The sequence below is a fragment of the Variovorax sp. LjRoot130 genome (assembly GCF_964253755.1).
In the GTDB taxonomy this organism is placed as follows: Bacteria; Pseudomonadota; Gammaproteobacteria; order Burkholderiales; family Burkholderiaceae_C; genus Variovorax.
The window spans coordinates 214,943-237,938 of the sequence record NZ_CAXURM020000002.1 but is presented as its reverse complement, the minus strand read 5'-3'; the positions used below and the strand labels follow the sequence as shown (position 1 = coordinate 237,938).

The following is a 22,996-nucleotide window of genomic DNA, read 5'->3' as shown; positions in this document are numbered from 1 at the left end:
GCGTGAGCTGACGTTCGAGGTCAGCGAGCCCTGACGCGAACCTTGGCGTCATCGAGTGCGTGGATCAGCAGCCTCGAATCCCGGTCGGCCAAGTCCGTCGCCGGCGCTTGCAGCACGATGTCCCTCGGATCACTGTCATGCGTCAGCCACACGCACCCGGCCAGACACTCGATGCGCATGCCCCTGGGATGAAGGATCGATTGGGTCGCGGCCTTGTGAAGAGTCCACGTGAGGCGGGTAGGACTGATCGGCCTTGTAGCGGCGCGGCCGGACACATGGCTGCGTGCAATCCAGGCGATTGCGCGGCCGAACAGCTCCCGCGGAGAACTCCAGTGTCCGAAGACGGCAGGCAGTGTGAGGTTCATGATGGACTCCGCAATCGTTCTTGACGACTAGAGTCTGGTCGCCAGTGAGCCTCGCCACCAGTGTGCCGAGCACGGTACGGGGAAGGTGCGCACTCCCGTAGATCTACCGTACTCGATGCACCTATCGCAGAAGCCCAAGGTGCGCGGCGAGGTGAACGCCCTCGGCGCGGGTGCGGCACTTCAGCGCCCGGAGGGCGTCGCCCGCGTGCATCTCCACCGTTCTCGGGCTCAACCCCAAGGCGCGGGCGATCTCCTTATCGGTGTTGCCTTGGCTGATCAGGAGCAGCACCTCGATCTGTCTCGACGTCAGGCTGGGCGTGGATGGTGCCGCGATGACATCGGCCGGCGTTGCCTTCGGCATTGGGTCCTCCATGCCGAGAAATCCGCGCAACTCGGTCGCCACGCGGGGCCAGTGCGGATTGCCCGCAAGTGGAATGTTGCTGTCGTCGTCGAGCGGAACGAACCGTGCCTGCGGGATCAGCGAGGCGAGGTGGCAGCCCTCCTCGAACGGAACCGCCAAGTCTGCACGCGCGTGAAACTGCAGCGTGGGACAGGTCACGCGTCGGGCATGCTCACTGACATCGCACTCCAAAGACAGGGTGGTGTATGCGGCGGCCACGCTTGCAGACATCCGTCCGGCAATGGCTGCTTCCACCTCATCCAGTTGCTGCGGGCTGGCGCTGGGGAACAGGCGCGAGTTCACGGTGTGGAGGAATGCACCCCTGTACGGCACATCCTCGCCGAACGCCACCTGCATGGCTTCCAGGATTGTGCTCGTTCATGGTTGTCTCCTCGATCGATGAGTGGCGAGATCGGCTTCAGGCGAGCTTGTCCTTGAGCCGGTAATAGGCCCCTACCAGCGGCAGGAACCACGGTGGTCCGACATGCCCCGGGATCGCGGGCCAGTCGAAGTCTTTCCAGGGATTGAGTTCGGCGCGCCCGTCCATGACTTCCGCCATGATCGTCCCCATCAGGGTCGACATCTGGGTGCCGTGGCCGCTGTAGCCCATCGAGTAGTAGATGCCATTGCGCTCGCCGGCGCGTGGCAGGCGGTCACGCGTCATGTCGACCATGCCGCCCCAGCAATAGTCGATGCGCGCTTGGCGAAGGTCGGGAAAGACGTCGTGCAATGCCGCCTGCAGGATCGCGCCACTCTTCTCGTCGGAGGTCGGGTTGGAGACGGCGAAGCGGGCGCGTCCACCGAACAGCAGCCGGTTGTCGGGCGTCGTTCGGAAGTAGTTGACCAGGTTCTTCGTATCGACCGCCATCCGTCGCCGCGGCAACAGCCGGTCGAGCGTCTCTGTCGGCAGGGGCTCGGTGACGATCAGGAACGCGCCAACCGGCACGATGCGGCGTCGAATCCAGCCCAGCGGCCCCGTCTGCGAGGTTCCGCTCGCCAGCAGAACCTGCTTGGCGTTGAGCCGACCCTTCAGCGTTTCGATCTGGTGCCCTCCGCCGGGGGCGGGTCGCAGGCCCGTCATCGGCGCCTGCTCGTGGATCTCCACGCCACGCCGCGCCGCCGCTTCCGCCAAGCCGCGGACGAAGCGCCCGACATGCATGCCGGCGCCTTTGCGGTAGATCAGCCCGCCGTGGAAGCGGTCCGACCCCACCTCGCCGGCAATGTCGGCGCGACTGACCATCTCCGTGTCGGGGTCGACGTTGGCCGCCAGCAGTTCCTGACTGCGCGCCAGCTTGTCGTAGTGCTCGGGCTTGGCCGCCAGCTTGATCTTGCCAACGCGCGCGAAGCTGCAGTCGATCTTCTCTTCCGCCGCCAAGCGCTCGACCGTATCGACTCCGGCGTCGAAGGCCCGATAGAGCCGGTCGGCGACTTCCTTGCCGAGTTTGGCCGACATCGTGCCGTAGTCCTGGGCGAAGCCGTTGTTGCACATGCCGCCGTTGCGACCGGAGGCGGCGTGCCCGATGGTCTCGGCTTCCAGGAGTACGACGCGTGCACCCTTCTTGGCAAGCGCCAGCGCAGCCGAGCAGCCAGTCAGGCCGCCGCCGATCACCGCCACGTCGCAGCTGCCCTGCACCGGTCCTGCAGTGGCACTACGGAAGGGCTCCGAGGTGTCCAGCCAATACGAGGTCAGCTTCATAGCGGCCTTTCCGGGGTCTTTGAGCGCGGCATCGTGATGTCTCCTAGTTGAACGACTGGTTGGCCAGCGCAAACATGCGTGCTGGCCCCGCCGGCGGGATGTGCGGCCCCTTGACCATGGTGGTGGCGTCACCGACCTGGCGCAGGCCGATGCTTTCGAGCCAGTCCCCGAGCTGCGAGGTGGCATCGGTGTCGACGCGGACGAAAACCTGGCCAAGTCGTGCGAGCGCGGCTTCGATCAAGGCGCGCGCATCGGCCGCACTTTCGGCAACCACGGGACCCATGATGTGCCCGCGGCCGAACAGGCGTGAAATGGCATAGCCGCGCGGCTCGCCGTCACGCACGAGCACGTGGCCGTCACCGGCCTGGATGAGCCGATCCAGCATCTGCCGCCTGGCCCAGCCCGTGGCCTGCTGGTCCAGACGCGCGACCGCCTCGACATCCGATGGCGCCATCGCCCTGACCAGGCTGGCCGGTGGCGCCTGGTGGCGCTCGTCGGGAACGCCTTGATGCTGTTGGATGACGCCGATGCGGACAAAGCCGCGCCTTTCATAAAGCGCCAGACCTTCGGCCGTCGAGTTCAGCGTGATGGTCCGCGGGTGCACCGCTGCCAGCAGCGCATCCATCAGCCGGGCACCGTGGCCACGGCCTTGGGCAGCCTTGGCGACGATGATCATCCCGGCTGAAGCATGGTCCTCGCCGTAGGCCCACCAGGCGGCGGTCGCGATCACCGTACCGGCGTCGTTGCGGAGCACGAAGCCCTGGCCGAGCTCGAGCGCGAGGGCCCAGTCCTCGAGCCGATAGGGCCAGGACATCTCCTGCGAAAGCTGGAGGGCGCTTTCCAGGTGTTCCGTGGCAAACGGGACCAGCACCACGTCTTCGTGGTCGTGGTGGCCGGGCCGGGTCGCCATGGCGGTCATGGTTCGCGCACCGCGATGGCGTCGATCTCGACCAGGTACCCGTAGTGCAATTCTGGCACCGGAACCACGCTGCGCGCGGGGCACGCACCCGGCAGCATGGACGCATAGACCGCGTTGAAGCGGGCCCAGTTGGCGAGGCCGACGATGTAGGCCGTCACCTTGACGATCTGTTGCGGCGAGCTGCCCGCGGCGTGCACGATCTCCAGCATGTTCTGGATCGCCTGCCTGGCCTGCGCCTCGAATCCGTCGTCGTCCAGCGCACGTCCATCCGGGCGGATCGGCAACTGGCCGGAGACGAAGACGTGGGCGCCCGAGACAATGGCCTGCGTGTAGTGACCTGCCGGCTTCGGCGCCCGGTCCGTCAGGATGCCGGTCACGAGCTGCTCGCCGCTCATCGCCAGCCCCCGAAACGCGACCACTCGGCTTCGACCCGGTCGGAAGCGCCGCGAACGACGTGATAAGCCCGGTGCTGGGCGCCTGTGGCGCAGGCGTGGTTCGGCAGGATCCGCACACGATCACCGATCGCGAGATCGGGCAGCTTGCCCCCCGAGCCGGGACGCACCGTGATGATCCCGTGCTCCTGGTTGGCGTCGGCAACGAGCAGGTCCGGATAGGGCACGCCGGCGGTGTCGCACACCTGCCCATAACCTTGGTCGATCGCCTGCCTGCGGGTGCCGCGGTCCTGCGATAGTGCCATCCAGCCGGCGTCGATCACGATCCATCCCTTGTCGCGCTGGTGGCCGATCACCGTCGCGAGTACCGACAGCGCGATGTCGTCGACCTGGCAGACACCGATACCGGCCATCACGAGATCGAAGAACACGAACACGCCCGCCCGCACTTCGGTGACGCCGGTGAGGTCGGTGGCGTTGTGCGCGGTCGGTGTGGAGCCGACGCTGACCACCGGACAGGGCAAGCCCGCCTCGCGCAGGACGGTGGCGGCATCGACCACGCTGCGGCGCTCGACCTCGGCACATTCACCCAAGGCCTCGGCCCCACGGGCCGAATAACTTGCGCCGGCGTGCGTGATCACGCCCCGCAGTTCCGCGCCGTCTTCGAGGGCGTGGCCGATGTCCAGCAGCAGCTGCCGGTCGGTCGGCAGCACGCCGGAGCGGTGGCCGTCGCAGTCGATCTCGATCAGCGCCGGAATGCGCGTGCCGGCCTGGCGCGAGGCCCGGGCAACCGCTTGCGCCTGCTCCACGGTGTCCAGCACCACGGTCACGTCGGCGCCCCCGGCGCGCAGCGCCAGCACCTGTGGCAGTTTCGATGGCGCGATGCCGACGGCGTAGACGATGTCCCGCACGCCGGCCGCCGCGAACTGCTCGGCTTCAAGAAGCGTCGAAACGGTTGCCGGACCCGACGGCGACGTCATCACGCGCCGCGCGACGTCCACCGACTTGGACGTCTTGAGGTGGGGACGCAGCGTGACGCCCAGGCGGTCCAGCTTGGCTTTCAGGCGTGCGATGTTCCGCTCCATCCGCTCAGCGTCGAGGACGAGGCAAGGCGTCGCCAGTTCCCCCAGCGTCGTTGCGATCTGTTCGGCTTGCGCCTGCTTCATGCCTATGGCCTGGCCCAATGTCGTGCTCCGTGTTGTGCTTGACCGATGAGGCCTGCCGGATGCGGACCGACACCGACCAAGTGAGATGACCGGATGTTGCGCCTGATCGATTCAACCTACAATTTATCGAACCTGCATAGCGAGTTAAGGTCCCACTAAATGATCAGCTCTGAGGATCTGCGCTTCTTCAACATGCTGGCCCAGTCCGCGTCGCTCGCTGAAGCTGCCCGGAAGATGGATGTCACGCCGCCGGCCGTCACCCAGCGCCTGCAAGCGCTGGAAGCACGGATTGGCATCCGGCTGATCGACCGTTCCGGCCGCAGGATGGTCCTCACCGATGAAGGCGATCTGGTCGCATCGCACGGGACGATCGTGGCCGATGCGATGGAGGCGCTGTCCGAGGCATTGGCCAATCGCAAGAAGGCCGTCAGCGGGCATCTACGCATAGCCGCCCCGCATGGCTTCGGCCGGCTGCATGTCGCACCCGTGGTCGATGCGTTTGCAAAAGCGCACCCTGGCGTGACGGTCACCCTGGACCTTGCCGACCATCCCGGCGCGCACCTGGTCGAGAGCAGCGACGTCATCGTCCACATCGGACCGCCTGGCGCCCAAAACCAGATCGTCACGACGCTGGCACCGAACCGACGCATCCTCTGCGCCAGCCCGGACTATCTCGCCAGTGCTTCGCCGATTCAGTCGCCTTCAGACTTGCTGCGGCATCGATGCCTGGTGGTGAGAGAGAACGACGAGGACGTCACGCTGTGGCGCTTCGTGCACGCTTCCCGCGAGCCGGAGACGGTCCGGATCCGTCCCACCATGTGCAGCAATGACGGCGCGGTGGTGCGCGACTGGGCGGTCACAGGGCAGGGTGTCGCGATGCGGTCGGAGTGGAACGTCGCTGCCGATCTGGCAGCCGGTCGGCTCAAGCGGGTGCTTGCGAGCTGGGATGTTCCTGCCGCCGACGTCGTCGCCATGCTGGGCACCCGCTTCGGGCGAAGTGCGCGGGCAACGGCCTTTCTGGCGATGCTGCGCCAATCTCTTGCGCCGCCACCTTGGAGGCGAAGGACCGTGCGATGACGCCGGGACTAAATGCTGCTGGTCGCTGTTCTTCCTTCAATGCCCGCTTAGGGTTGTATTGCAGACATCTTCAAGGTGCATGCCAACGTCATTCTTCCGCGATTGATCAGCACGATGGGGGGGCTCAAGCCAGAGCCCCATACACGCTGCCACACTTGACGTCAGAATGCGTGGCGCAGCCCGAAGTCGTAACCCGTAGCGCTGCGCGGCGCCAAACCCGCCACGCCCGAACCCGTAGACAAGAAGGCAGGGCCCCCAAGCCCGACGGCCATGATTGCAGGGTTGTTCTGCCCGTTCTTGATCCGAGCGCGAGCCACCGTGGCATAGAGCGCGGTGCGCTTCGACAGGTTGTGGACGTAGCCGAGCGCGAGCTTGTTCACCGACGCGTCGCGGTCCAGTGCCGACAACGTCGGCGCGGCGGAACCCGGGTCGTTCTTGAACTTGACGCGAGCGTACGACGCCTTCAGAACGCCAGCACCGACGGGGACCGTCATGCCGATCATGGCGCCGTTGTACTCGTCATTGTCTTTGAAGGTGAGTCTGCCGGCACTCAAGGGAGCGGTGGTGGTCTGAGCCTTGTCCTTGACCTGCGACAACTCGCCCATCAGCTTGAGGACACCAAAATCGTAGGACGCGCCCAAGTTGATCGTGCGCAGTTTCTCGGAAAGCCGGGTGCCGGCCACGACCCCGGCCTCGCTGATCAACAAGGTGTCGGCGGCCGTGCTTTGTCCGTAGGCAACCGCCACATCGAGCGGGCCGCTTGCATAGCCGAACCGCCCGCCGTAGTAGCGGCCACGTTGGGACGGGCTGTCGGACAGGTAGCTGTATTTCACGTTCTCAGGAAGGGCGTACATGACCTGACCGTAGAAACCGCCGAGATCGCGAGGCAGGAAGTAACCCACGCTGTTGGACGCCCGAATCGCGTTGTCATTCGCGGCAATGGCGGAGCCCGGGCCGCGCGCCGTGGCGATGTTGCCGCTGATGCTCTTGATGAGGTTTTCGCCGACGCCGACTGCACCCATCGGATCGAACACGCTCTCGTTCCAGTAGGTCGGAACATAGTCCCGGCCGAGCCTGAGTTCACCGAATCCGCCGGACAGGCTCACCGTTGAGCGACGGCTGAAGGAGGCCAAAGCGGTTGCGCCGCTGTCCTGGGTGATGCCTGACTCAAGCCAGAACCCTGCCGCCAGTCCGCCGCCCAGGTCTTCGGTGCCACGGAAGCCGACACGGCTCGACGAATTGGCGCCACTCGACAGCACGGTTTGAGAACGCGTCGCTTCTGCCACGGCGAGAGCCGACAGCGGCGGGAGCGTCCCCGTGTTGTTGTAGAAGGAACTCTTCACGCTGTAGTGACTGACCGCCGAATCAGCGACGCCGAAAAGCGTCAAGGACGACTGCGCCGAAGCAGCGCCCGAAGCAGCCAGCGCCGCAAAGGTGATCAAGGACTTACGCATAGCAAGTGTCTCCAAGGGACGGACAGGGATTACCGGCGCCTCGCAACGCCGGCGGTGGATGCGGCAACGTGCCGCAAGATGGTTCGGCAACGAGTGCCGGGTCTGGGTGATTCGGCCGATCAATCCGCCGCAAGCAGACGGATGTCTTGCGGCGCGAGGCCGCCCTCGTCCACCACGTCCTGCCAACGACCGAACTCGTGCCGAACGCGTTCTCGCAGTGCAGAGGGCGGACCGGCCTCGACCCTGGCGCCTTGGCGTTCGAATCGGGCAACCACTTGCGGATTGGCGAGAACCTCGTTGAGGGCGCGGTTGATCTGCGCGACCACCGCGGGCGAGGTGCGTGCAGGGGCAAACAGCCCATACCACTGCGAGACATCGACCCCTTCGATGCCTGATTCCGAGAGCGTAGGCACCGCAGGCAACGCTTCGAGACGCGCCGGGGCCGCAACGGCGAGGGCGCGCAGCCGGCCGTCGAGGATGAAGGGATGCGCGGTGAACAGGCTCGGAAACATGACCTGCGAGCGACCATCGAGTGTGTCCACGATCGCAGGCGCTGCACCCTCATGGGTTCTACCTTCCATCCTCGTGCCCGTGTTGAGTTGGAACAGCTCCGCCGCGAAGTGTGGCGGCGTACCGTCACCGGCCGACGCGTATCTGATGCTGCCCGGCCCGCTGCGCAAACGCTGCAGGAGGCCGCGAACGTCGTCGAAGCCGGCGTGCCGGTTGGCCACCATCAGGGTCGGCGACGATCCGATCAACCCGACCGGCTCAAAGTCTTTGACAGGGTGGTAGCCCAGCTTCTGGAGTGCGGGGTTCATGGCGTGGGTGCCCACGTAGCCGAACATGAGGGTGTGGCCGTCCGGTTCTGCCCTGGCCACATACTCGCTCGCGATAGCACCATTTGCGCCGGCCCGGTTGTCCACGAGAACTTCTTGGCCGAGCAGCGGCTTCAGTTCGGCCGCGATGATCCTGGCCATCGTGTCGTTGCCGCCGCCCGCACGGGTCGGCACGATGATGGTGATCGGTTTGCGCGGGAACGTGGCCGACTGACGCGCAACGGCCTCAGGGCGCGTAAAGACATAGTCGGGCAACTGCATCTCGCCCTGCATGATCTTTCTGGCGGTACGCACCAGCGCCGCCGCTTTCACGGTCGCATCGTCCGCCCGACCCGCAAGCTCGACTTCCACGTCGATCTGCCCTGCCGGGTGCAGGAGAACCAGGTTGTGACGGCCTGGCTCGCGAGCAGAGGCACTGGCGACGGTGCCCGGGAGTGCGAAGGCGCTGAGAACGCCGATCGCACCAGTCACCGCATGCGAAGCATGGCAGCGGCGTGGGGTGAAGTAGCGCGAGGTGATGCTGTCCGGCGAGTCTCCTGCGCTGACCAGCACCGGCTTGGGAATGACGCTGCCCGAAACATCCCCGAGTCCCATCAACAGGCCGGCCTGAAGACGCAGCTTCTCGAGCCGCTCCAGCAGTACCGTATTCGAATCGAGCGCCGAGGGCTTTTCGCCGCCGGTGACGCCCAGGTCACGCGCGCGCACGATCATCAGCGGCATCGCCGCATCGATGCACGTCACCTCGATATCGTCGATCGTGTCGATCCGCCGACCGGTCGGAAAGACCTTGCCCGTCACGGCACCCCACGCGTCCAGGAAGTTCAGGAGGATTGGTGCAGCCGTACCGGCCACGCCATCGATGCGCGCATCTCCCTCGTAGGTGACGCGCTTGCCGGGCGTCCTGACCGTGACGTCGATGCGCGATCGCGTGTTGACATTGAAGACGCGTACCCGCGTCACCCCGTCCTGCGCCTTGACCAGCCCCTGCTCGATTGCGAAGGGCGCGACGCCCGACAGCATGTTGCCGCAGTTCGGCCGCGTGTCGACGGAACGGTGTCCGACTCCCACCTGCGCGAACAGGTAGTCCAGATCGCAGCCCGGTTCCTTTGAACGGGAAACGATGGCGACCTTGCTGTTGAGGGTGCTGCCGCCGCCCAAGCCGTCGAGCTGCAGCGGATCGGAGGCACCGATCGCGCCGATCAGCGCCTGGTCGCGCTCCTCGTCGCTTTCAGGCAGCCACTCCCTCAGGAAGAAAGGGCCGCGCGAGGTACCCGCACGCATCAGCACGCAGGGAATGGTCCTGCTCATCTCAGTCGGCCGAAAGCTTTGCCGCCTGGACCACCTTCTTCCACTTGACCTGCTCCTGCTGCACATAGGTGCGCATCTGCTCGGAAGTCATGGTTTCAACCTCGGCGCCGTGGTCCTCCAGCTTCTTGATGACGCCCTTGTCGGCCAAGGCCGCATTGAGCACCTTGTTGAGTTGCTCGATCACGGGCTTCGGAGTCTTGGCTGGCGCGAAGATACCGTACCACTGCGAAACATCCACGTTGTCGACGCCCTGCTCCTTGAGCGTCGGCACGTCCGGCATCTGCGGCGAACGCTTGGTACCGGCTACGCCGATCGCCTTGAGCTTGCCGGCTTTGACGTAGGGCATGGCAGTGAAGAGGCTCGGGAACATCACCTGTGTCTGGCCGCCGATCGTGTCGGTGATCGCAGGCGCCGATCCCTTGTACGGTACGTGAAGCATGCTGGTGCCCGTCGACAGCTTGAACATCTCAGCGGCGAAATGCGGTGCCGTTCCGTTGCCAGCAGACGCGTAGCTCGTCTTGTCCGGGGCGGTCTTGAGCGCGGCGACGAGTTCCTTCGCATTGTTCGCTTTGACCGAAGGGGTCACGACCATCAGCGTCGCGGACGTGCCGACCATGGCCACGGGCTCGAAGTCCTTCACCGGGTCGTAGCGCAGCTTCTGCAGTGCGGGATTCATCGCATGCGTGGCCACATAGCCGAGCATCAGCGTGTAGCCATCCGGCGCGGCGCGCATGACGAACTCGCTGGCAATCGCGCCGTTGGCGCCCGCCTTGTTGTCGACGACGACCGGTTGCTTGAGGGCGGCCGACATCGCCTGGCCGATGACTCGCGCCATCGCGTCGTTGGCGCCCCCGGCGGCGGTCGGCACGACGATGGTGATCGATTTTTCGGGATAGGCGGCGAGCGCGCCGCTGCAGAAGAGCACAGCCGCCGAGGCCAAGGCACACAGGACGGGTGCGTTGTGAAGTTGCATTGATGTCTCCGATGGTTGAAAGATTGGCATCCAGGTCGCTTCCTTGACCGTGGACCTATGGTCTTCGGTTCGATGCTTGCTGTGAATTGCATGTTTAGGATCGATTGATGCACACTGTCGATCAGTCAAACATGCCTGCGGTACCTGACCATGGCGATCAATTTCAACCTCAACGACCTGCAGGCGTTCCGCGCCGTCGCCGAACTGAACAGCTTTCGCAAGGCGGCCGAAGCGCTGCACGTATCGCAGCCCGCGTTCAGCAGGCGCATCGAGAAGCTGGAAGAAGCGCTCGGAGTACGGCTGCTGGAGCGGACCACGCGGCGGGTGAGCCTGACGGCGGTCGGGCGCGACTTCGACCGGAAGGTGCAGCAGCTGCTTGACGATCTGGACCTCACGCTGCTGGGCATCCGCGGGGTGGCGGCAACGCGCATGGGCGAGGTCACCATCGCTTGCGTGCCGTCGACGGTCTACTACTTCGTGTCGCAGGTGATCTCGCGCTATCACGAGCGATACCCGAAGGTCCGGGTCAAGGTCTTCGATGCGAGCGCCAATGAGGTGCTCGCCGCCGTGTCGCGTGGCGAGGCGGATTTTGGGCTCAACTTCATTGGAGGCCAGGAACCCGACATCGAGTTCAAGCCGCTGATGGAGGAGCGCTTCGTTGCCGCTTGCCGGCGCGACCATCCGCTCGCGGGCAAGCGGAAGGTGAGCTGGACGGACCTGGCGCAGTACGACTACATCTCGGTGAGCAAGGCGTCTGGAAACCGCCTGCTGCTGGACCAGGCGCTATCAGGTCTGCCGGGGCGCCCGCAAGCGATCTACGAGGCGCAGCATGTCACGACGATGCTGGGGCTGGTCGAAGCCGGGCTCGGCGTCGCGGCAGTCCCCTCGATCGCCATGCCGGGCGCCGATCACCCGCTGTTGGTCAGCGTCCCGTTGGTCGAACCGGTCGTCAGTCGCAAGGTGGGCCTGATTCGGCGCAAGGGCCGCACCCTCTCGCCGGCCGCCCTGCAGTTTTTCGAGTTCTTCTCTGAGATGAAGACAAAGCGCGCAAGCCAGAAGGCCGCCGCGCGGTGAGTTGAGTCTTCTGAGGCGGCCGAACTCGAAGCTCGAAGCTTGGCGCTTGGCGCTTGGCGCTTGGCGCTTGGCGCTTGGCATCAGTGTGCCGGGCCAGCGTGGCCGAGCGGCAGCTGCGGGTCTGCGGACCCCTCTTCGAGTTCGTGCTCGGTGTTGGCGTAGTTCGCGGCCAGTTCGCGCCGCAGCACGTCCCGGTCGCAAGCGTTCTCCCAGATCGAGACCACGATGCAAGCCACAGCGTTGCTGATGGTGCTGGTAAGCGCCCGCGCCTCGGACATGAAGCGATCGATCCCGACGATCAGCGCGACGCCGGCCACTGGCAAATCAGGCATGACCGTGAGCGTGGCAACCAAGGCGACGAAGCCACTGCCTGTCACACCCGCCGCGCCTTTGGAGGTCAGCAGCATGATGCCCAGCATCGAGCCGATCTGCAGCCACGTGAGATGGATGTCGCAGGCCTGGGCGATGAACATCGACGCCAGCGTGAGGTAGATGGCCGTGCCGTCGAGATTGAACGAATAGCCGGTCGGAAGCACCAGCCCGACCACGCCCTTTTTGCAACCCAGCCGTTCGAGCTTGAGCAGGAGACGGGGGAGCACTGGTTCGCTGGACGACGTACCGAGCACCACGAGCAGTTCTTCCTTGATGTAGCGCATCACCTGCCACAGCTTGAACCCGTGCAGACGCGACAACACGCCGAGCACCACGACGACAAAGAAGATGCAGGCCACATAGAAGGTCCCGATCAGCAGTCCGAGTGAACCGATCGACTTGATGCCGTAACGCCCTACAGTGAACGCCATCGCGCCGAATGCGCCGATCGGCGCCAGCCGCATGATGATGCCGAAGGCCGCGAAGAGCATGTGCGAAAAGCCTTCGATGCCCTCAAGCACCGGCTTGGCGGCCACCCCGATCTTCGTCAGCCCGAATCCGCAGAGCACCGCGAGCAGCAGCACAGGCAGCACCTCGCCTTCGGCGAAAGCGCCGACGAACGCGTTCGGGATGATGTGCATGACGAAGTCGGTAAAGCCATGGATATGCACCTGGTTCGCAAAGCGCGTCGCCACGGAGGCATCGAGGTTCCTCGGATCGATGTGCATACCGGCGCCCGGCTGAATCAGCAAAACGGTGACCAAGCCCGTGATGAGCGCGAGAATTGTCAGGGCGTAGAAGAGGCCCATTGCCTTGAGCAGGGTCTTGCCGATCTCCTTGGAGTCGCCAAGCGAAGTGATGCCGCTCACGATGGTGCAGAACACCACCGGCGCGATCATCATCTTGACCAGCTTGACGAAGCCGTCGCCAAGCGGCTTGAGGGCGGCGCCGAACTCGGGCCAGTAGTGGCCCACGGTGATGCCGAGGATCAGGCCGATCAGGACCTGTACATAGAGCAGCTTTAGGAGTTTGCGGATGTTCACGACGTTGTCTCCGGTATGAGAGGCGCACAAATGCGTACCGGTCTGCGCCGGTTCGGTCGGTAGCGAAGACGGACTCAGCGGCGCGCGCTGAGCACGCGATCGACCATGACGCCGGCTTGGCCGAGGTTGTTGGCCGGGTCGCACATCGCGTCGAGTTGGGCTCGCGTGACGTGCTTGTTGATCTCTGGATGGGCGACCAGGATTTCGACCAGCGGTCGGTTGTCGGCCAGTGCCTGGCGGCACAGGTCATAGACCAGGTCGTGCGCGTACTCGCGGCCGATGTAGGGGCCCAGTCCCATCATCACGGCCTCCGACATCACGAGTCCATTCGTGATGTCGATGTTGGCGCGCATGCGCGTGGCGTCGACTTCCAGGCCCTTGAGGATGAATTTGGTCTGCTTCAGCGCCCCGGACATCAGGCAGAAAATCTCCGGCAAGGACACCCACTCGATCTCCCAAGGGCCCGTCGAGCGCTCGTGGTCGGCCACCATCGCATCCATCAGCGCAGCGACATGCTGACGCGCCACAGAGATATTGGCATGGATGTACAGGCAGGAGATCGGGTTGCGCTTCTGCGGCATGGTCGACGACGAGCCGCGGCCGGGTGCGAAAGGCTCGAACACCTCGGCCACTTCGGTCTGCATCATCAGCTTGACGTCCATCGCGATCTTGCCGAGCGAGCCACCCACCAGTCCAAGGAAGGCTCCCACCTCCGCGATGGTGTCGCGCACCGTGTGCCAGGAGATCAGTGGCTGGGCAAGGCCGAGTTCCTTCATCAGGCCGGCCTGTGTTTCCATCGCGCCCTTCTCCAGCGACGACAGCGTGCCCGACGCGCCGCCGAACTCGCCCATCAGCACCCGTGGCTTGAGCTGCTGCAGACGCTCGCGGTGACGGTCGATACCGGCCAGGATGCTTGCCATCTTGTAGCCAAAGGTGATCGGTGTGGCCTGCTGCAGATTGGAGCGACCGATCACCGGCGTGTCGCGGTACTTCTTTGCCAGCGCAGCCAGTGCTTCTCCGATCTGGTCCAGATCCTGCTCGACCAATGCGAGGCCTTCGCGCATCTGCAGCACCGCGGCCGTATCGGTGATGTCCTGCGTGGTAGCGCCCCAGTGGCAATACTCGCCCAGCTTGTCGCGGCAGTTGGCGTTGATCTGGTTGACGACCGCAATGATCGGGTAGCCGATCTGCTCGGTCTTGGCCTTGAGCTTCGCCCAGTCGATCTGGGATAGCTCGCAGTTGCGAACGATCTCGTCCGCCGCATCCTTGGGGATGATGCCGAGCTCGCCCTGCACCTTGGCCAGCGCGCGTTCGATGTCGAGGTACTTGGCGGTCCGGTTCTCGTCAGACCACACGTCGCGCATGCGCGCGTCGCTGAACATGTCGCCAAAGATGCGCGAGTCGATGATGGTGGAGGCCATGGTGTTGGATCTTTCTGGGCTGGATGTTGAGGGTAGATTCAGTCGCGGGCCAGGGCCAGCGTGCGTTGCGCCTGCAGGACCACAGGTCGATCGACCATGCGGCCGTCGAGCCGCGCAGTGCCCGGGGACGCTGCATCGGCTGCCAACACTCGCTGCGCCCACGCCAGTGCTTCTGCGGGGGGTCTCAGCGCGGTGTGAATGGGCTCGACCTGGCTCGGATGAATGCACAGTTTGGCGCCAAAGCCAAGAGCACGCGCCGAAGCCAGATCGGCCAGAAGGCGCTTGCGATCGTCCAGCTGTGGCGTGACCCCGGCGACCGGCGCCGGCAGGCCTGCCACGCGCGAGGCAATCGCGATGCGGCTGGCCGCGTAGGCGAGACCCGAAGCGTCGTTATCAATCTCGATGTCCAGGTCCAATGCGAAGTCCAACGTGCCGAACACCAGACGCGACACGCCCGCGGCGGCGACGGTGTCGACTCCGGCCACCCCGCGCGCACTTTCGATCAGCGCGAGAACGCTGGCTCCGGGCAGCACGGCGAGCGTCGCCGCGACCTGCTGTGCAGACTCGGCCTTGGGCAGCAGAACGCTGCAGGCCCCGGCCTTGCGCAACGCCGCCAAGTCGTCATCGAACCACGGCGACGCGGCATCGTTGATGCGCACCACCGTGCGCGTCCGGTCGCCCGCGGATGCGGAACGGAACCAGTCTGCGATCGCCTGGCGGGCAAGCGCCTTGTCGTCGGCTGCGACCGCGTCCTCAAGGTCCAGGATGACGGCATCCGCGCCGCTTGCCAGCGCCTTGCCGAAGCGTTCCGGCCGCGTGCCCGGAACGAAGAGGTAGGTGCGAGGGATATTGGAAGCAACGGACATGATGCCCACCTCAGACAGCCTTGGCCGCGCGCAGCGCCTCGATCTCGGCCGCGCCGTAGCCCAGCTCGGCAAGGATTGCGTCGGTGTGCTGACCGAGTGCCGGCACGGGGTCCATGCGCGGCCCCACGTCCCAGGTGCCGGGCGGCAGCATGGCGGGGAGCGGGCCCTTCGGCGAGCCGACTTCGGTCCAACGCCCGCGCGCCTTCAGTTGCGGGTGGGCCCAGACATCATTCATGGTGTTGACCTGGGCATTGGCGATTTGCGCGAGTTCGAGCCGTTCGACCACCTGTGCCCTGGTCAGGGATGAGAAGGCTTCCACAATGATTCTGCGCAGCGCGTCGCGCTCGGCCACCCTCTTGAAGTTGGCTGTGAAGCGAGGATCGGCAGTCAGCGCCGGTCGCTGCAGCACCGTCTCGCAGAAACTGGCCCACTCGCGTTCATTCTGAAGGCCCAGCATCACCATGTTGCCGTCACCCGTGGGGAACGGGCCATAGGGGTAGATCGTTGCATGACTGGCGCCGGTTCGCGGTGGTGGTGCGGCGCCTTCGAAGGCGTAGTAGAGCGGATAGCTGGTCCATTCGGCGAGCGACTCCAGCATGGAGATGTCGATGCGCTGCCCCTTGCCGGTCTGGCCGCGTTGCAACAGCGCCGCGAGAATGCTGCTGTACGCGTACATGCCCGCGGCGATGTCGGCGATCGATGGACCGGCCTTGCACGGCTCATCGGGCGTGCCGGTGACCGAGACGAACCCCGCTTCGCTCTGAATAAGAAGATCGTAGGCCTTCTTGTCACGGTACGGACCGGGGTTGATCGGGTCGTCGCCATAGCCTGAGATGTCGCACACGATCAACCCCGGCTTTGCGGCGGACAGCATTTCATACCCGAGGCCGAGGCGCGCAGCGGCACCGGGCGCGAGGTTCTGTACGACGACATCTGCCTTCTCCAGCACCAGGCGTTCCAGAATCGTGGCCGCCTCGGGATGCTTGACGTCGAGCGTCAGGCTCTCCTTGGAGCGGTTGGTCCAGACAAAGTGCGACGCCAGTCCGTGCACGCGCTCGTCATAGCCTCGGGCGAAATCGCCCGATCCCGGCCGTTCGATCTTGATGACGCGTGCGCCGAGGTCAGCGAGTTGGCGCGTGGCGAAAGGCGCCGCGATCGCGTGCTCCAGCGTGACGACCGTGAGGCCCTTGAGTGGCTGCATGTGTTGCTCTATCCGAAGGTAGGTGGGTTGATGGAGATCAGCGCAGGACCGCAGTCGCGTCCATCGTGAGCCAGCCTTCGTGATCGGAGGCCCAGAGCCGGATGGTCTTTCCGTCGGCTTCAGGTTGTCCCTGGAGATGGAACGGATGCAGGTCGAATGTCGGGCGCACCGCCTTGAATCGAAAGCTGGCCACATCGGCTTGCGGCATCTGGCGCCGAAGGAGATCCATAAGCAGCGTTGCAATCAGCGGTCCATGCACGATCAGGCCGGGATAGCCCTCGACCTTGGTGACGTACTGCCTGTCATAGTGAATGCGATGGCCGTTGAAGGTGAGTGCCGAGTAGCGAAACAGCAGCACGTCATCCGGCACGATGGAGCGCCTCCATTGGGCTTCCGCAGGCGCGGCTTGTGGCGGTGGGGCGACGTCGTTCGGACCCTGAGCCTCGCGGTAGACGATGTCGTGGAATTCGACGAGCGCTGGTTCGCTGCCGTCGTTGCAGCGCACCTCGTGCCTGACCTTGACGAAGACAAGCGTGCCGGTGCGGCCCTCTTTGACGGTCACGTCGTCGATGGTCGAGGTTCGCGCGACCCGGTCACCGACTCGTATGGGCGAGCGAAACTCGAACTGGCTGCCGGCCCACATGCGGCGAGGCAGTGGCACCGGAGGAAGGAAGCCGCCGCGCTTGGCGTGCCCATCGGCGCCGATTTCCGACTGTCGATGCATCGGCAGGAAATACAACCAATGCCAAAGGTACGGCAAAGTGGTGCCGGTCTCGACGGGCACCGAAGGGTGATCCAGCGTGGCGGTCAGCGCGATGACCGGCGTCGGGTTAACAGCGTCCTGAATGGTCTCGCTGCGTCCGATCCAGGCACGAAGTTCTTCAGCTTGAAGAGTCACTCACTTGTCTCCAGTTGCGGCTCCTGTATCTGAGGAACCTTGCGAACGAGTCTCGCGCCTTGGCAGGACAAAGTGAATTGCAAGATTCAGAACGATTGATGCATCGGGCGCATAAACGATATGCTCGCGCAGGATCGGTCCGCGGCAATATCGGCATTGACAAGAACGGCCAGGCAGTCGATCCGCAGTACTCCACTGCGCTCGAGGCCGGCTTGAAGCTGCAAACGCGGGATCAGCGCCTGGGCGCCAATCTGGCGGTGTTCGACATCAAGAAGACGAACGTACTGACAGCAAGCGACACACCGGGATTCTCCGTTGCGGCAGGCGAAGTCATGGAACAAGCGATTTCGTTCAAGCGTCGGCCTATTCCCCCCGCGGCGAGTTCCTTGAACGGACACATCAATTGAGCCTCGATCGACTCGAGGGTTTGCGGCCGCAAGCCGCCCGCCCAATCGAAGCGGCGCGTCGGGGACGTCTTGGCGCAGGGCGGCGGGCAGGCAGTGTCAGCACCACCAGCCGAGGGTAATTCCTAAGGTTGACACCTGAATAGTTGAAAAGTAATGTATTCCCATCGCGCCGGGTCCAAGCTCTACCGACGCGATGAAGCCACCCTGCGCCGGTTCGCGATCGGCGCTTGCCGCCACCGAGCCATACCCGTCGGAGAATCGAAATGCTCATGAATCGAGAGGGCAGAGTCTTGCCGTCTTTTCCTTCGCGGTTGCTGATTGCAGCCTCTTCTGCCGTCCTTGTCGCCGCGTGCGGAGGGGGCTCGGATGGGAATTTCGTGGCCCTGCCGCCCGTGGGTGGGCAGCCAGCGCCGGCGCAGCCCGCGTCCCCGAGCTGCGCCTCGCTGGCAGGCACGACGCTGGCGGATACCACGTTCACCACCGCGGAGGACGTCCCTGCAGGCAAGTTCGTTACCCCGACGGGTGCGACCCTCAATGACGTGCCGGCCTTCTGCCGCCTGGCCGCGACGATGAAGCCGACAGCGGAGTCCAACATCAAGGTGGAGCTCTGGATGCCGGCCAACTGGAACGGCAAGTTCCTCGGGACGGGCAACGGCGGCGCCGGCGGAGCCATCCGCTACAACGACCTGGCAGTCGGCCTGCGTCGCGGCTATGCCGTGGCCAACACGGACATGGGCACCGGCCCCGACGGTGTGAGCACCATGGTCGGCAAGATGGAGAAAGTCGTCGACTATGGGCATCGGTCGACGCACCTGATGACCACCTTGTCGAAGGCCTTGTTAAAGCAGTTCTATGCGGCAGCCCCGTCGCGCTCGTATTTCATGGGCTGCTCCACCGGAGGCGCCCAAGGGGTCGCCGAGGCGATCCGGTATCCACAGGACTACGACGGGATCGTCGTCGGCGCGATGGGCCACAACCGCGTGCCTGCCCACGTTGCTGGCCTCTGGGCATATGCCGTCACCCAACAGGACATGACGACCTACTTCACGCAGGAGAAACGCAAGTTGTGGGCGGACAAGGTGATGGCCAGCTGCGATGCCCTCGATGGCCTCACGGACGGGGTGATCGGACGACCTGACAAGTGCACGGTCGACCCCGTCGTCCTGCAATGCACGTCCGGCGACGGCCCGGACTGCCTGTCCGCCGGTCAGGTCGGCGCGTTGCGCAAGATCTATGCGGGCCCGAGCCACTCGGTGACCGGTGAAAAAATCTATCCTGGCTTCCTGCGAGGCACCGAGCTCAGCTTCTCGACGGCAGTCCCTTCACCCACGTCCATTTCGGAAGGCGGCAACTTCCCGTTTCAATGGATCTGGGGCACGAACTGGAACTGGCGGACCTTCGACTTCGGCACCGACGTGGACGTGATGCGCAACGCGCTCAACTTCGCCGTGGACCACACCAGCGGCGACCTCTCCGCGTTCAAGGGCCGAGGCGGCAAGATGATCCTGTTCCAGGGCCTGGCCGATCCGGTCGCTGCCCCTGAAGAATCGCTGAACTATCTGCAAACGGTAGAGAAGACTCTGCCCGGTCAATCGAACCAGTTCGTCAAGTTGTTTAACGTACCGGGCATGGGTCACTGCCGTGGCGGCGTTGGCCCCAACTACTTCGGCAACTGGTCTGGCGGCCCTGCCGTTCCGTTCCCCCAGAAAGCGACGGATCCGACCGAGGACCTGCTCGCCGCCATGGAGCAGTGGGTCGAGAACGGGCGCGTGCCAAACGAGATTATCGCTACCAAGTACGCGGGCAACCAACCCACCGGCGCAGTGGAACGCACGATGCCGCTGTGCGCGTGGCCGAAAGTGAGCAAGTACAAGGGAACGGGCGACGTCGATTCCGCGGCGAGCTTCAGCTGCGTCGATCCGGATTGAGCCGGCGAGGAGCGCATCCATGAAACTGATTCAAAACCTCTTGCTCTGCCTGCTCGCCCTTCCCTTGTCTGCGGCTGCGGGCACCGCCGCCGACACGTTCCCCGAGCGTCCCATTCGCATCATCGTGCCGTTCCCGCCGGGCGGCGGCACGGACACGGTGGCGCGCAGCGTTGCGGCCAAGCTGTCCGAAAGCTGGAACGTGCCCGTCACGGTGGACAACCGCCCCGGTGGCAACACGTTGATCGGTGCGGAGATGGCCGCGCGAGCAGCGCCGGACGGCTACACGCTGTTCCTGCCGATCGACTCCACGCTCGCGATGAACCAGAGTCTCTATGCGAAGCTGCCGTACGACCCGATCAACGGCTTCGCGCCGGTGTCGCTGGCGATCACCATGCCCATGGTGCTGGCGGTGCATCCCTCGGTGGAGGCGCGCAGCGTGAAGGAACTGATCGGCCTGGCGAAGTCGCGCGATGGCAAGCTGGCGTACGCTCACGGCGCCCTGCCGGCGCAGGTGGCAGGCGAGGCTTTCAAGTCGGCGGCCAAGGTCGACATGGTGGCTGTCCCGTACAAGGGCAGCGGCCCGGCGATGACGGACGTGGTGGGTGGGCAGGTGCCGGTGATCTTCGATGCGCTGGGTCCGGCGATCGCCTTCGTGAAGGCGGGCAAGGTCAGACCTCTCGCAGTCACTAGCGCCAAGCGTTCGCCGTCGCTCCCGGACGTACCCACCTTGGCAGAGTCGGGTCTGACCGGCGTGGGCCTGGTCACCTGGATCGGCTTCGTGGCACCTGCGGGAACTGACCGCACGATCGTTGCCAAGCTCAACACCGAGATCACACGCATCATCAAGCAGCCGGAAACCAGGGAGAAGCTGGGCGCTATGGGAATGGACGTGGTGGCCAGCAGCCCCGAGCAGTTCAAGCAGACCATCAAGGACGACGCCACCAAGCTGGGCGCTGTCATCAAGGCCGCCGGCATCAAGCTCGATTGAAGCTGACGTACCAATCTGGAAGTGAGGTATTACCCTCGCACTCGGTTTTCGGGCGCAACCGATGCGATGAACTCCGACCTGCGCCGGGCAACTCAGACCGAAATCTTCTCCAGGTAATAGCAGCCTAGCCCGCGAACCGTTGCGACGCGCACCGGCCCCTTCTCTATCTTCTTGCGCAGGCGATGGATGTACACCTCAATCGCATTGAGGCTCACCTCCTCGCCCCATTCGCACAGGCGCTCCACCAACTGGTCCTTGCTGACCGGCCGCCCTGCGCGCTGCAGGAGCACCTCGAGCAGGCTCAGCTCCCGGCCCGACAAGTCCACCATCTTGCCGTCGAGCGTTGTCAATCGGCTGGCCTGATCGTAGACCAGCGGGCCATGCCTGATCGCGTTGCCGGAGATGCCCATGCCGCGTCGCGAGAGCGCGCGTACGCGCGCCTTGAGCTCCTCCAAGCTAAAGGGCTTGGCCATGCAGTCGTCGGCGCCGTTGTCCAGGCTCCTGATGCGCTCCTCCACGCTGTCTGCCCCGGTGAGTACAAGCACCGGTAGGTGCGACCCGCGGGCACGCAGGCGCCTGAGGATCTCGAGGCCGTCCATGGCGGGAAGGCCGAGATCGAGGATCAGCAGGTCGAACTCGCCATGGGTGATGAGGCTCGTATCGGCCTCCGAGCCGTTGGTCACGTGATCAACCACGGCGCCCGACGCACGCAGGGTGCGCAGGATCGAGTCGGCCAGCACCTGATCGCCGCCCGCGACAAGAATTTTCATGGTGATCTCTTACGTTGATCCCCTGACCACCGCTCGCGGAGTCGCACGAGCCGCCAACGATTGACAAGCTGCGTCTTCGGTTCTCTCATGCAACGCCTCAATGCAGCTTGACGTGGGGCTCGGTGCGCCGCGTGATGAGCCGGGCCAGCGTGTCGAGCGAGACCTTGACCACGCCGTGCAGCGCGAGCTCGTGCATCTTGTAGAGCGACACGTACATCAGCCGTGCGAAGGCGCCTTCGATCATCAGGCTGCCGCCGATCAGGCCGCCCATCATGTTGCCCACCGTGCTGTACTCGCCGAGCGAGACCAGCGAGCCGAAGTCGCGGTAGCGGTAATCCTTCAGCGGCGTGCCGGCCAGGCGGCGACGAATCTGCGCGGCGACGTGCGAAGCCTGCTGGTGCGCGGCCTGTGCGCGCGGCGGCACGAAGCCGCCCTTGCCGCCGTTGGCCTCAGGCCAGGCGCAGGCCGCGCAGTCGCCGATCGCGAAGATGTCGTCGTCGCGCGTGGTCTGCAGCGTCGGGCGCACCGCGAGCTGGTTGCTGCGGTTGGTTTCCAGGCCCGCAATGTCCTTCAGGAAGTCGGGCGCCTTCACGCCCGCGGCCCATACCACCAGCTCGGCCGGCAGCGTGCGGCCGTCGGCCAGGCGCACGCCCTCGGGCAGCACCTCGGCCACCTTGGCCGAGGTGTGCACGTCCACGCCGAGCTCGCGCAGCAGATCCTCGGTGGCCTTGGACAAGCGCGGCGGCAGCGCCGGCAGCACGCGATCGGCGGCCTCGATCACGCTGACCTGGATGTCCTTCTCGGCATCCACGCGATCGAGCCCGTAGGCCACGACCTCGCGCGTGGTGCGATGCAGCTCGGCCGCCAGCTCCACGCCGGTAGCGCCGGCGCCGATGATGGCCACGTGCAGCTGCTCGGGGCGCAGCGGCGTGGTCTGCGCGTGCGCTCGGATGCAGGCATTGACCATGCGCATGTGAAAGCGCTGCGCGTCGGCCTTCGACTCGAGCCTGAGCGCATGCTCGCGCACGCCGGGCGTGCCGAAGTCGTTGCTGAGGCTGCCGATGGCGACGACCAGCGTGTCGTAGCCGAACGCGCGCGCCGGCGTGACCAGCCGGCCCTCGTCGTCCATGTAGGGCGCGACATGCACCTCGCGCCGCTCGCGGTCGATGCCGGTGAGCTCGCCGAGCCGGAAGCGGAAGCGGTGCCAGTGCGCCTGCGCGAGATAGTCGACCTCGTGCGCACTCATGTCCATGCTGCCCGACGCGATCTCGTGCAGCTTGGGCTTCCAGATGTGGGTGCGGTGCATGTCGATCAGCGTGATGTCCGCCATGCCGCGCTTGCCCAGCGTATCGCCGAGGCGAGTGGCCAGCTCCAGACCGCCGGCACCGCCGCCCACGATGACGACTCGGTGCTTGGACAAAGGGCTGTTCATGGTTGACTGC

At 65.1% G+C, this 22,996-nt stretch carries 21 protein-coding genes; 5 read left to right on the top strand and 16 right to left on the bottom strand.

What is annotated here, in order from left to right:
* Positions 1 to 20: 20 nt before the first annotated feature.
* The 6 genes from ACSQ86_RS30845 to ACSQ86_RS30820 all read right to left on the bottom strand — a co-directional run bounded on the left by ACSQ86_RS30845 (position 21) and on the right by ACSQ86_RS30820 (position 4,938).
* Positions 21 to 365 (bottom strand): DUF2917 domain-containing protein, encoded by a 345-nt coding sequence (locus tag ACSQ86_RS30845; protein WP_436310405.1) that lies wholly within the window; start codon positions 363 to 365, stop codon positions 21 to 23.
* Positions 366 to 486: 121 nt separating this feature from the next.
* Positions 487 to 1,122, bottom strand: a complete 636-nt coding sequence (locus ACSQ86_RS30840) for a LuxR C-terminal-related transcriptional regulator (protein ID WP_436307349.1) — start codon at positions 1,120 to 1,122, stop codon at positions 487 to 489.
* A gap of 61 nt (positions 1,123 to 1,183) precedes the next feature.
* Entirely contained in the window at positions 1,184 to 2,461 is a 1,278-nt protein-coding gene (locus ACSQ86_RS30835) for an NAD(P)/FAD-dependent oxidoreductase (protein ID WP_436310404.1), read from the bottom strand.
* Positions 2,462 to 2,504: 43 nt separating this feature from the next.
* Entirely contained in the window at positions 2,505 to 3,380 is an 876-nt protein-coding gene (locus ACSQ86_RS30830) for a GNAT family N-acetyltransferase (RefSeq protein ID WP_436310403.1), read from the bottom strand.
* Positions 3,377 to 3,775 carry a RidA family protein gene (locus tag ACSQ86_RS30825; RefSeq protein ID WP_436310402.1) on the bottom strand — a complete coding sequence of 133 codons (399 nt, stop codon included), beginning with the start codon at positions 3,773 to 3,775 and terminating at the stop codon, positions 3,377 to 3,379. Before ACSQ86_RS30825 ends, ACSQ86_RS30830 begins: the two co-directional genes overlap by 4 nt.
* The gene (locus tag ACSQ86_RS30820; protein WP_436310401.1) at positions 3,772 to 4,938 is read right to left on the bottom strand and encodes a DSD1 family PLP-dependent enzyme; all 1,167 of its coding nucleotides are present in this window, start codon (positions 4,936 to 4,938) and stop codon (positions 3,772 to 3,774) included. The genes ACSQ86_RS30825 and ACSQ86_RS30820 overlap by 4 nt, the downstream gene beginning before the upstream one ends.
* 159 nt (positions 4,939 to 5,097) lie before the next feature.
* Between ACSQ86_RS30820 and ACSQ86_RS30815 the strand changes: the two genes are divergently transcribed.
* The gene (locus tag ACSQ86_RS30815) at positions 5,098 to 6,015 is read left to right on the top strand and encodes a LysR family transcriptional regulator (protein WP_436307354.1); all 918 of its coding nucleotides are present in this window, start codon (positions 5,098 to 5,100) and stop codon (positions 6,013 to 6,015) included.
* A gap of 161 nt (positions 6,016 to 6,176) precedes the next feature.
* Here the strand turns inward: ACSQ86_RS30815 and ACSQ86_RS30810 are convergent, their stop codons facing one another.
* The 3 genes from ACSQ86_RS30810 to ACSQ86_RS30800 all read right to left on the bottom strand — a co-directional run bounded on the left by ACSQ86_RS30810 (position 6,177) and on the right by ACSQ86_RS30800 (position 10,586).
* Complete coding sequence (locus ACSQ86_RS30810; RefSeq protein WP_436310400.1) at positions 6,177 to 7,469, bottom strand: porin; 1,293 nt, start codon at positions 7,467 to 7,469, stop codon at positions 6,177 to 6,179.
* A gap of 119 nt (positions 7,470 to 7,588) precedes the next feature.
* The gene (locus tag ACSQ86_RS30805; RefSeq protein ID WP_436307356.1) at positions 7,589 to 9,613 is read right to left on the bottom strand and encodes a 4-oxalomesaconate tautomerase; all 2,025 of its coding nucleotides are present in this window, start codon (positions 9,611 to 9,613) and stop codon (positions 7,589 to 7,591) included.
* Between the two features lies 1 nt (position 9,614).
* Complete coding sequence (locus ACSQ86_RS30800; protein ID WP_436307357.1) at positions 9,615 to 10,586, bottom strand: Bug family tripartite tricarboxylate transporter substrate binding protein; 972 nt, start codon at positions 10,584 to 10,586, stop codon at positions 9,615 to 9,617.
* Positions 10,587 to 10,736: 150 nt separating this feature from the next.
* Here ACSQ86_RS30800 and ACSQ86_RS30795 point away from each other — a divergent pair, with 150 nt between their 5' ends.
* Complete coding sequence (locus ACSQ86_RS30795) at positions 10,737 to 11,660, top strand: LysR family transcriptional regulator (protein WP_436307358.1); 924 nt, start codon at positions 10,737 to 10,739, stop codon at positions 11,658 to 11,660.
* An 80-nt stretch (positions 11,661 to 11,740) separates the two neighbouring features.
* On the opposite strand, the gene dctA is transcribed toward ACSQ86_RS30795, so the two are convergent.
* The 5 genes from dctA to ACSQ86_RS30770 all read right to left on the bottom strand — a co-directional run bounded on the left by dctA (position 11,741) and on the right by ACSQ86_RS30770 (position 17,461).
* Positions 11,741 to 13,075 carry a C4-dicarboxylate transporter DctA gene (gene dctA / locus ACSQ86_RS30790; RefSeq protein ID WP_436307359.1) on the bottom strand — a complete coding sequence of 445 codons (1,335 nt, stop codon included), beginning with the start codon at positions 13,073 to 13,075 and terminating at the stop codon, positions 11,741 to 11,743.
* Positions 13,076 to 13,149: 74 nt separating this feature from the next.
* Complete coding sequence (locus tag ACSQ86_RS30785) at positions 13,150 to 14,496, bottom strand: class-II fumarase/aspartase family protein (RefSeq protein ID WP_436307360.1); 1,347 nt, start codon at positions 14,494 to 14,496, stop codon at positions 13,150 to 13,152.
* A 38-nt stretch (positions 14,497 to 14,534) separates the two neighbouring features.
* Complete coding sequence (locus tag ACSQ86_RS30780) at positions 14,535 to 15,362, bottom strand: HpcH/HpaI aldolase/citrate lyase family protein (RefSeq protein WP_436307361.1); 828 nt, start codon at positions 15,360 to 15,362, stop codon at positions 14,535 to 14,537.
* Positions 15,363 to 15,372: 10 nt separating this feature from the next.
* Positions 15,373 to 16,563, bottom strand: coding sequence for a CaiB/BaiF CoA transferase family protein (locus tag ACSQ86_RS30775; protein ID WP_436307362.1), 1,191 nt, complete (start codon positions 16,561 to 16,563; stop codon positions 15,373 to 15,375).
* A gap of 37 nt (positions 16,564 to 16,600) precedes the next feature.
* The gene (locus ACSQ86_RS30770) at positions 16,601 to 17,461 is read right to left on the bottom strand and encodes an FAS1-like dehydratase domain-containing protein (protein ID WP_436310399.1); all 861 of its coding nucleotides are present in this window, start codon (positions 17,459 to 17,461) and stop codon (positions 16,601 to 16,603) included.
* Between the two features lie 77 nt (positions 17,462 to 17,538).
* On the opposite strand from ACSQ86_RS30770, the gene ACSQ86_RS30765 reads away from it, so the two are divergent.
* The 3 genes from ACSQ86_RS30765 to ACSQ86_RS30755 all read left to right on the top strand — a co-directional run bounded on the left by ACSQ86_RS30765 (position 17,539) and on the right by ACSQ86_RS30755 (position 20,784).
* Entirely contained in the window at positions 17,539 to 17,868 is a 330-nt protein-coding gene (locus tag ACSQ86_RS30765; RefSeq protein ID WP_436310398.1) for a TonB-dependent receptor domain-containing protein, read from the top strand.
* Between the two features lie 377 nt (positions 17,869 to 18,245).
* The gene (locus ACSQ86_RS30760) at positions 18,246 to 19,796 is read left to right on the top strand and encodes a tannase/feruloyl esterase family alpha/beta hydrolase (RefSeq protein ID WP_436310397.1); all 1,551 of its coding nucleotides are present in this window, start codon (positions 18,246 to 18,248) and stop codon (positions 19,794 to 19,796) included.
* Positions 19,797 to 19,815: 19 nt separating this feature from the next.
* The gene (locus ACSQ86_RS30755; RefSeq protein ID WP_436310396.1) at positions 19,816 to 20,784 is read left to right on the top strand and encodes a Bug family tripartite tricarboxylate transporter substrate binding protein; all 969 of its coding nucleotides are present in this window, start codon (positions 19,816 to 19,818) and stop codon (positions 20,782 to 20,784) included.
* A 92-nt stretch (positions 20,785 to 20,876) separates the two neighbouring features.
* On the opposite strand, the gene ACSQ86_RS30750 is transcribed toward ACSQ86_RS30755, so the two are convergent.
* Complete coding sequence (locus tag ACSQ86_RS30750) at positions 20,877 to 21,554, bottom strand: response regulator (protein ID WP_436310395.1); 678 nt, start codon at positions 21,552 to 21,554, stop codon at positions 20,877 to 20,879.
* Positions 21,555 to 21,651: 97 nt separating this feature from the next.
* Entirely contained in the window at positions 21,652 to 22,986 is a 1,335-nt protein-coding gene (locus ACSQ86_RS30745; RefSeq protein WP_436307368.1) for an NAD(P)/FAD-dependent oxidoreductase, read from the bottom strand.
* Positions 22,987 to 22,996: the final 10 nt, after the last annotated feature.

What these genes read in the sequence shown, in the direction of transcription:
- ACSQ86_RS30845 (WP_436310405.1), bottom strand. Translation starts at nt 365, where the DNA reads ATGAACCTCACACTGCCTGCCGTCTTCGGACACTGGAGTTCTCCGCGG.
- ACSQ86_RS30840 (WP_436307349.1), bottom strand. Translation starts at nt 1,122, where the DNA reads ATGCAGGTGGCGTTCGGCGAGGATGTGCCGTACAGGGGTGCATTCCTC.
- ACSQ86_RS30835 (WP_436310404.1), bottom strand. Translation starts at nt 2,461, where the DNA reads ATGAAGCTGACCTCGTATTGGCTGGACACCTCGGAGCCCTTCCGTAGT.
- ACSQ86_RS30830 (WP_436310403.1), bottom strand. Translation starts at nt 3,380, where the DNA reads ATGACCGCCATGGCGACCCGGCCCGGCCACCACGACCACGAAGACGTG.
- ACSQ86_RS30825 (WP_436310402.1), bottom strand. Translation starts at nt 3,775, where the DNA reads ATGAGCGGCGAGCAGCTCGTGACCGGCATCCTGACGGACCGGGCGCCG.
- ACSQ86_RS30820 (WP_436310401.1), bottom strand. Translation starts at nt 4,938, where the DNA reads ATGAAGCAGGCGCAAGCCGAACAGATCGCAACGACGCTGGGGGAACTG.
- ACSQ86_RS30815 (WP_436307354.1), top strand. Translation starts at nt 5,098, where the DNA reads ATGATCAGCTCTGAGGATCTGCGCTTCTTCAACATGCTGGCCCAGTCC.
- ACSQ86_RS30810 (WP_436310400.1), bottom strand. Translation starts at nt 7,469, where the DNA reads ATGCGTAAGTCCTTGATCACCTTTGCGGCGCTGGCTGCTTCGGGCGCT.
- ACSQ86_RS30805 (WP_436307356.1), bottom strand. Translation starts at nt 9,613, where the DNA reads ATGAGCAGGACCATTCCCTGCGTGCTGATGCGTGCGGGTACCTCGCGC.
- ACSQ86_RS30800 (WP_436307357.1), bottom strand. Translation starts at nt 10,586, where the DNA reads ATGCAACTTCACAACGCACCCGTCCTGTGTGCCTTGGCCTCGGCGGCT.
- ACSQ86_RS30795 (WP_436307358.1), top strand. Translation starts at nt 10,737, where the DNA reads ATGGCGATCAATTTCAACCTCAACGACCTGCAGGCGTTCCGCGCCGTC.
- ACSQ86_RS30785 (WP_436307360.1), bottom strand. Translation starts at nt 14,496, where the DNA reads ATGGCCTCCACCATCATCGACTCGCGCATCTTTGGCGACATGTTCAGC.
- ACSQ86_RS30780 (WP_436307361.1), bottom strand. Translation starts at nt 15,362, where the DNA reads ATGTCCGTTGCTTCCAATATCCCTCGCACCTACCTCTTCGTTCCGGGC.
- ACSQ86_RS30775 (WP_436307362.1), bottom strand. Translation starts at nt 16,563, where the DNA reads ATGCAGCCACTCAAGGGCCTCACGGTCGTCACGCTGGAGCACGCGATC.
- ACSQ86_RS30755 (WP_436310396.1), top strand. Translation starts at nt 19,816, where the DNA reads ATGAAACTGATTCAAAACCTCTTGCTCTGCCTGCTCGCCCTTCCCTTG.
- ACSQ86_RS30750 (WP_436310395.1), bottom strand. Translation starts at nt 21,554, where the DNA reads ATGAAAATTCTTGTCGCGGGCGGCGATCAGGTGCTGGCCGACTCGATC.
- ACSQ86_RS30745 (WP_436307368.1), bottom strand. Translation starts at nt 22,986, where the DNA reads ATGAACAGCCCTTTGTCCAAGCACCGAGTCGTCATCGTGGGCGGCGGT.